A 6,224-nucleotide genomic window follows, 5' to 3' on the forward strand; every position below is an offset into this window, starting at 1 on the left:
TCATCTTGCCTGCGTCGTCAGGATCTTGACCGCAAATGCAGAGAATACGCCCGCGAAGAGATAGTCCACAACCCTCGTCACCACCTGGCTGCGACGCAGGAGGCTCGCCAGACTGTCAGCCACAAGGATCATGGCGACGGTGAACGGCAACGCCTCCACGATGAACATCATGCCGAGAAAGAAGAGCTGCCCCGGGGCATTCGGATCGCCGGGGGTCACGAACTGCGGCAGGAAGGTCATGAAGAAGAGGATGATCTTCGGGTTCAGCAGGTTGATGCCAAGGCCCGTGGCCCAGTTCTTCGCAAAGGATGCGGGCGCTGTCTGGCTGGAATCGGGGTTGAAAGCCGAGCCGTGGCGGACGGCCTGTATGGCAAGCCACACGAGGTAGCCGGCGCCGCCGATCTTCAGAGTCCAGAAGGCCGTGGGAGATGCGACGAGCAGAGCCGACAGGCCCACCGCGACCAGCGTCGTGTGGATCACGATGCCGGTCATGGCGCCGCTCATGCAGGCAATTCCTGCCCATTTGCCCTGCGACAGGGCGCGCCCGAGGAACAGGGTCATGTCGGGTCCGGGCGTGATCGTGATGATGAAGGTCGCGATGGCAAACTGGACAATCGTGCTGAAGTCAGGAACGAAAGACATCAAATCCCCCGGAACATGCGGCTCAGGCGCAGCGGTCTGTCTTTAGATCATTTCCGGTTTGCGCGGAATGCGAAATTCGCGCCACCCGTTTTCCTGCCTGCACTGGCTTCCCACGCGTTTCCATGCCGCGCGCGGAAACCTTCACCGGGTGCGGGCGGCGGGCCGGGCTCGAGCCACCCCAGTCGCTCATCCAGCCTGGCGCCGGGAGCGCAGATCCTCCACGTCGATGACGCCGTGTTCGAGCCGGCCTGCATAAAGCGCATCTCGGTGATCGGCCACCCAGGCCAGGATTTCGGCCACCGCGTCGAACAGTTCCTCCGGAACGGGCTGATAGAGATCCACGTCGGCATAGAGGGATCGGGCAAGCTCCACACTGCGGAAGATGGGGACGCCGGTTTCCTCCGCCTGGCCGATCATGTGATAGGCCTCCTTGTTGCGCCCCTTTGCGGTGACCACCGGGACGGGCACCTTTTCCGGCGAATAGTAGATGGCTACGGCGAGATGGGTCGGGTTGATGACGATGGCGGTGGCCTTGCGCGCCGCCTGCCCGCGGTCCTCCATCGCCAGCTCCTGCGCAAGTTGCCGGCGCTTGCTCTTGATATGGGGATCACCCTCCATCTCCTTGAACTCGCGCTTCACCTCCTCGCGCGTCATCATCAAGCTGCGGATATGGGCCCGTCTCTGGTAGACGAGATCGGCGACGGCAACCGCTCCAAATGCCAGGGCGGACCAGACGAGAACATGCGCGAGGGCCGAAAGGGCTATGCCCGTCTGGCAGAGCAGGCCGCAGAAAAGCGAGCTCATGAACGGGTTGATCGCCTCGCGGATGACCAGGAACAGCAGCAGCGACAAGAAGCAGATCTTGAGCACGGACTTCAACAGTTCCGTGAGCTGACGGCGCGAGAAGATGCGGCGGAGGCCGGTGGCCGGGTTGATGCGCTCCCCCTTGGGCTTGACGGCTTCGGCGGTGAACAGAGCCCCCACCTGCAGGAAGTTCGCGAGCAGCCCGGCAAGGACGGTTGCCGCCAGAACAGGAAACACCATGACGATCGCCAGCCAGGCCACCTCGTACAGCGCCGCCATCAGACGGTGGTCGGAAAAATCCGCCGCGTGGGCAGCCACCCCGTCGAACAGAAGTACAAGGCGGGAGTAGAAGGCGGACCACCCGAACCACAGCGTGCCTATGATGGCGAACAGCGAAATGGACGTTACCAGCTCCTGGCTGCGCGCAACCTGCCCCTTCTGGCGCGCGTCACGCAGGCGTTTCGGTGTCGGCTGTTCGGTCTTCTCCGACTGGCGGCTCATCGCGGCACACCCCCCGGGACGCCTGCGGAACCGCTGATGCCCAGGAGCTCAAAAAGTCCGGCGAAGGTGCCATCCATCTCCATCAGCGCGCCGGTGGCATAGGGCAGCAGCCGGGAGAAGTAGAACAGCAGAACCAGGACGGCCAGCGCGCTCTTGATCGGCATGGCGAGGATGAACACCTGCACCTGAGGCGCGAAGCGGCTTACCAGGGCGATTGCAAACTCAGCCAGAAACATCGGAGCCACGACAGGCATGCCGATGATCACGATGAGGCGCATGCCATTGTCGGCGATAGCCAGCATCAGCGGGGCAAAGGCCGCCGCGGGTTCGGGGATCGGGCTGCCGGCCGGCCAAAGCACGAAGGACAGGAACAACAGCATGACGATGTGGAGCACCGCCCCGGTGATGAACGTGTAGGTCAGGAACGCCTGGGAGAAGAGTATGCCGAAGGGCGTCGTCTCGTGGCCGTGCAGCGGGTCGACCGAACCGGCAAGGGCCGAACCTCGCTGGTTGTCTATGAAGGTGCCGGCGGACTGCACGGCCCAGTAGATCCAGCCCACCAGATATCCGAGCAGGATGCCGATCAGCGCTTCCTTGAGAAAGTGGAACGCATAGGAGACGACGGTGCCGTCGAAACTCCCGAGCGCCCCCAGGTTTATAGGCGCCGCGAAGGCCGCCAGCACAATCACCACCGTATTGCGAACCAGACGGGAAACCGCCTGCATGCCCATTACCTGCGACACGACGAAGAAGATGTAGATGCGCGGCAGCGTGAGTATCAGCGCCGTGAATTCGCGCTCGAAAAGGTCGAGATAGACACGGGCGATGGCGAGGAGTTCCTTCATATCATCGCCGGGAAATCGTTGAAGAGCTTCAGGGCGAAGTTGACGATCTCGGTGCCCAGCATGCCCGCCATCAGAGCGAGCGTCAGGCCGACGGCAATGAGCTTCACCGCGAAGGCCACCGTCTGTTCCTGCAACTGGGTGAGCGCCTGAAGCAGGCTCACCAGGATGCCGACCACCGAGGCGGCAATTATCGGCGGCAACGACAGGACCATGACCAGAAGCATGGCTTCGGTGAGCTGCTGGAGGGCGATGTCAGGCGACACGGGAACTGGCCTCACGCATAACTCTTCACCAGGCCCAGGATGAGACGCGACCAGCCATCGACCATGACGAAGAGAAACAGCTTGAACGGCAGCGAGATGGTCAGGGGGCTTACCATCATCATGCCCATGGCCAGCAGAATGTTGGAGACCACGAGATCAATGACGATGAACGGCAGGTAGAGAAGGAAGCCTATCTCGAACGCTTCCCTCAGCTGTGTCACCGTGAAGGACGGAAGCACCACGGCAAGGCTTTCCGTGTCGAGCGATGCCGACATGTCCTTCGGCCACAGCTCCCGCGCGGCCTCAAGGAAGAAGTGCTTCTCGCGTTCCGCCGCGTGTCGGGTCAGGAAGTCGACCATGGGCTTGCGGGCAGCCTCGTAGGCAGCGCGCAGCCCCTCGACCGTGTCCAACTGATAATGGCCGGCCGCGAGGATGTCATAGGTCTGCGCCACCACCGGAGCCATGATGTAGCCGACAGGATGATGGCCAGGGCGTTCAGCGCCATGTTGGGCGGAATGTTCTGGACACCGATGGCGTGACGGACAAGGAAGAAGACCACCGACAGCTTGACGAAGCTGGTGGCCACCACCGCAAGGAAGGGGAACAGCGCCGCCGCCGACATGATGACGATGAGATCAAGCGGATCAATCATGGACTGGCCTCAAACGCCCGGAATCATCACAGTGCCAGCCAGGTCACCCGGACGGCGATGCGGTCATCGTTGCGAACGAGGTCGCCTGAGCCGATGACGTCACCGTTCGCCCGGATGGTGACTTCCATGCCGTCCGCCAGTTCCGGCGGGTCAAGCTCGACCAGCGCGCCCTCCCGCCAGTGCGCCAGTTCAGCGAGCGTGATGCTTCTGCGGCCGATCTCGAAGGTGAGCGTGCATCGCAGCTCCTGCAGCGATGCGCGCCGTCCTGTCTTGTCCCTGTCGTCGGGCATGGTTTGACCGTGGTGGCTCCAGAACCTGCCGCCCCCCGAGGTGACTTGCGGCAGCGGCTCGAGACTCGCGCAGCACCATCCTTCGTCGGTGGCGACAAGGGTGCAGAGCGTTTCGCCGACGCGCACGAGACATGTCCCAGCATCCTGGCGCGCCATGACGACGATGCTGCCGGGACCAACGGACGCCAACTGCCCATAGGTGACGATGAGCGTGCCAATAGTGAAATCAGCGGCGGCAGAAATGGCTGCCGAGAACGGAACGCCGGCAGCCCCCGGCCCAGTAAATGGCTTCAGCTTCAAGACACGAAGCAGGTCTCCCATGGAGATCCCGACGACAAGCCGGAATGGCCGGTTGCCCTCCCGGCCAACGGCGAGCTCGAGCCACTGGTCGTCGGGCGCCGGTCGGCCCGCGCATGCCTCAAGCGGTGCAGTATCGCCGACCGAAGGACTCCAGACGGCATCCGGTGCGAGCAGGCTCCAAACATGGGCAACCATGCCCTCGTAAAGGGCATCGCGCAGGCCAGACGGGAGCAGCTCCAGGTCCGACGGCGTGAGATCAGCGCTGCACAGGTCCGCGAACGGGAAGGCGCGGAAATGCACAAGGACCGGCCGCGCCAAACCCGATGCCCTGACGGGAGCGACCAACGCATCCGCCGCGGGGGCAGAGGTGGGCCGGAAAGTCAGTTCCTCGCCAGCCGGGCCAAGAGGAATGGGCTCACCGGTGAAGGAGATGACACTGTTCCAGCCGGAAGCAGTATCGGGTTCGAGGGACAGCAGCGGCGGTGTCCAGAGGGTCGTCATGCCTCCCCTTCCCGCTTACTCCGCTCACTCCGTACTCCGTCCATGGGGGCGGACGATCTCGGCCTCTCACCCAGCACCTCATGGATGCGGACGATCCGGGTGGGAAAGCGCTCATGGAGGCGCTGCGCGAGAACCTGCGTCGCGGCAAGATATTCCGCCGTCGCCTGCCCCTCGGAACGGGACAGAACGATGTCGAGCGCCATCGGCGACATGAACAATTCCACGCCGCGAAGTCCTTCCACCCCATCCGAGGCAAGCTGAATTGCAACGGTGGTGAAGCCATCCGCGGTCCTCGGCGCGGCCATCAGCGCCTGGTCGATCCGGGTTACAAGACCATCCACCCATTCCACCCTTTGGGCTCCGGAAAGCCCCGCATCGACCGGGGCATGCGCCGCGTGCGCGGCAGGCGCAACCTGCACTCCCCAGGGGTGGATGGAGACGAGAAGAGCCGGCTGGCTTTCTCCAGCGGCCAGTTCCTGCCCGCGCCCATGTTGCTTGACAGCCGGGTCAGGCCCATGCTTCCTACCGTGCTGCGCCTGGTGCAACCTGAGCGTAAACAGGCTGGCTGCGCCCTCCGACTGCGGCGGTCCGGCAACGGGCTTGTCCGGAACACGTTCCTGCATTCCCCCGGCCTTCTTGCGGATCTTCTGTCCTGTCGCCGGCGCGGATGCGTCCGGCCTTCGAACCTCTGCCGGCGGTTTCCCCCCGATACCCGTTATGCGCATCATGCGACTCGCTCCCGCTCCCTGATGCCAGTAACAATTTCCTCGACGGACGCCTCCGCCTGACGCTCGGCCTTCGCGCGAGCCGCTCGCTCGATTTCCAGAACAACATCGGCGAACTGCTCATCCTTCCTCGAACGTTCCATAAAGGATTGAAGCATCTCTCGATGCTCTTCCGTCAGGTCCGCCAGGTGGTCGGCGGCGTCATGGAGGTCTTCGACCTGTCGCTCGATGCGGCCATCGAGATCCGCAACCATCGCCGCAATGTCCTGCAGCCGATTGAGGTCGGTGATCTTCCCCATCACAGGCGCGTAGCAGGCGTCGACCTCCTCGCCGTAGCGGGACCGGAGAAGCAGCAACGCTTCTTCCGCCTGACGGTGACGCTGTCCCGCGCGCTCAAGCTCCTGGCGCTTGCGCTGCAAGACAAGCCAGGCGGCCTGCCGCTTCACTTCCCTGAGGAAAAGAAGGGAGCGGAGAACCGAACTCATCCGGCCAGCCTCCTCAGCTTTTCGAGCGTCGACTCGAAGGTTTCGTTCTCGTCCATGTCCTGCTGCAGGAAGCGGTTGATCTCCGGCCGCTTCTCAAGCGCCAGGTCCAGGTCCGTGATCGGCCCCCACGGACGGGTCCAATTTGATTGTTAGTGCAATGATGGTCGTGGCGCCAGCGCGGGCGGCATCGCTGGTTGGGGTTGCAGGGCCGCCCGC

The 6,224-nt window shown here is 63.5% G+C and carries 8 protein-coding genes and 1 pseudogene; all 9 read right to left on the reverse strand.

Annotation, left to right across the window (positions count from 1 at the left end):
* Positions 1-642, reverse strand: coding sequence for a LysE family translocator (locus tag ABD906_RS07365; RefSeq protein WP_345098853.1), 642 nt, complete (start codon positions 640-642; stop codon positions 1-3).
* Between the two features lie 186 nt (positions 643-828).
* A complete protein-coding gene (sctU, locus tag ABD906_RS07370) occupies positions 829-1,947 on the reverse strand; it encodes a type III secretion system export apparatus subunit SctU (RefSeq protein ID WP_345098854.1) in 1,119 nt (372 codons plus the stop codon).
* A complete protein-coding gene (gene sctT, locus ABD906_RS07375; RefSeq protein ID WP_345098855.1) occupies positions 1,944-2,792 on the reverse strand; it encodes a type III secretion system export apparatus subunit SctT in 849 nt (282 codons plus the stop codon). Before sctT ends, sctU begins: the two co-directional genes overlap by 4 nt.
* Positions 2,789-3,070 carry a type III secretion system export apparatus subunit SctS gene (sctS, locus tag ABD906_RS07380; RefSeq protein ID WP_345098856.1) on the reverse strand — a complete coding sequence of 94 codons (282 nt, stop codon included), beginning with the start codon at positions 3,068-3,070 and terminating at the stop codon, positions 2,789-2,791. The genes sctT and sctS overlap by 4 nt, the downstream gene beginning before the upstream one ends.
* A pseudogene (gene sctR / locus ABD906_RS07385) lies at positions 3,067-3,707 on the reverse strand (type III secretion system export apparatus subunit SctR). Before sctR ends, sctS begins: the two are co-directional and overlap by 4 nt.
* A 26-nt stretch (positions 3,708-3,733) precedes the next feature.
* Positions 3,734-4,798 carry a FliM/FliN family flagellar motor switch protein gene (locus tag ABD906_RS07390; protein ID WP_345098857.1) on the reverse strand — a complete coding sequence of 355 codons (1,065 nt, stop codon included), beginning with the start codon at positions 4,796-4,798 and terminating at the stop codon, positions 3,734-3,736.
* Positions 4,795-5,421, reverse strand: coding sequence for a hypothetical protein (locus ABD906_RS07395; RefSeq protein WP_345098858.1), 627 nt, complete (start codon positions 5,419-5,421; stop codon positions 4,795-4,797). The genes ABD906_RS07390 and ABD906_RS07395 overlap by 4 nt, the downstream gene beginning before the upstream one ends.
* A gap of 101 nt (positions 5,422-5,522) precedes the next feature.
* The gene (gene sctO, locus ABD906_RS07400) at positions 5,523-6,008 is read right to left on the reverse strand and encodes a type III secretion system stalk subunit SctO (RefSeq protein WP_345098859.1); all 486 of its coding nucleotides are present in this window, start codon (positions 6,006-6,008) and stop codon (positions 5,523-5,525) included.
* A complete protein-coding gene (locus tag ABD906_RS16100) occupies positions 6,005-6,127 on the reverse strand; it encodes a hypothetical protein (protein WP_425549982.1) in 123 nt (40 codons plus the stop codon). Before ABD906_RS16100 ends, sctO begins: the two co-directional genes overlap by 4 nt.
* Positions 6,128-6,224: the final 97 nt, after the last annotated feature.

The sequence above is a fragment of the Chelativorans composti genome (genome assembly GCF_039541695.1).
GTDB lineage: Bacteria > Pseudomonadota > Alphaproteobacteria > Rhizobiales > Rhizobiaceae > Chelativorans > Chelativorans composti.

Bases quoted from the DNA above. Each gene is read 5' to 3' on its own strand.
- ABD906_RS07365 (WP_345098853.1), bottom strand. From the start codon at position 642: ATGTCTTTCGTTCCTGACTTCAGCACGATTGTCCAGTTTGCCATCGCG.
- sctU (WP_345098854.1), bottom strand. From the start codon at position 1,947: ATGAGCCGCCAGTCGGAGAAGACCGAACAGCCGACACCGAAACGCCTG.
- sctT (WP_345098855.1), bottom strand. From the start codon at position 2,792: ATGAAGGAACTCCTCGCCATCGCCCGTGTCTATCTCGACCTTTTCGAG.
- ABD906_RS07390 (WP_345098857.1), bottom strand. From the start codon at position 4,798: ATGACGACCCTCTGGACACCGCCGCTGCTGTCCCTCGAACCCGATACT.
- ABD906_RS07395 (WP_345098858.1), bottom strand. From the start codon at position 5,421: ATGCAGGAACGTGTTCCGGACAAGCCCGTTGCCGGACCGCCGCAGTCG.
- sctO (WP_345098859.1), bottom strand. From the start codon at position 6,008: ATGAGTTCGGTTCTCCGCTCCCTTCTTTTCCTCAGGGAAGTGAAGCGG.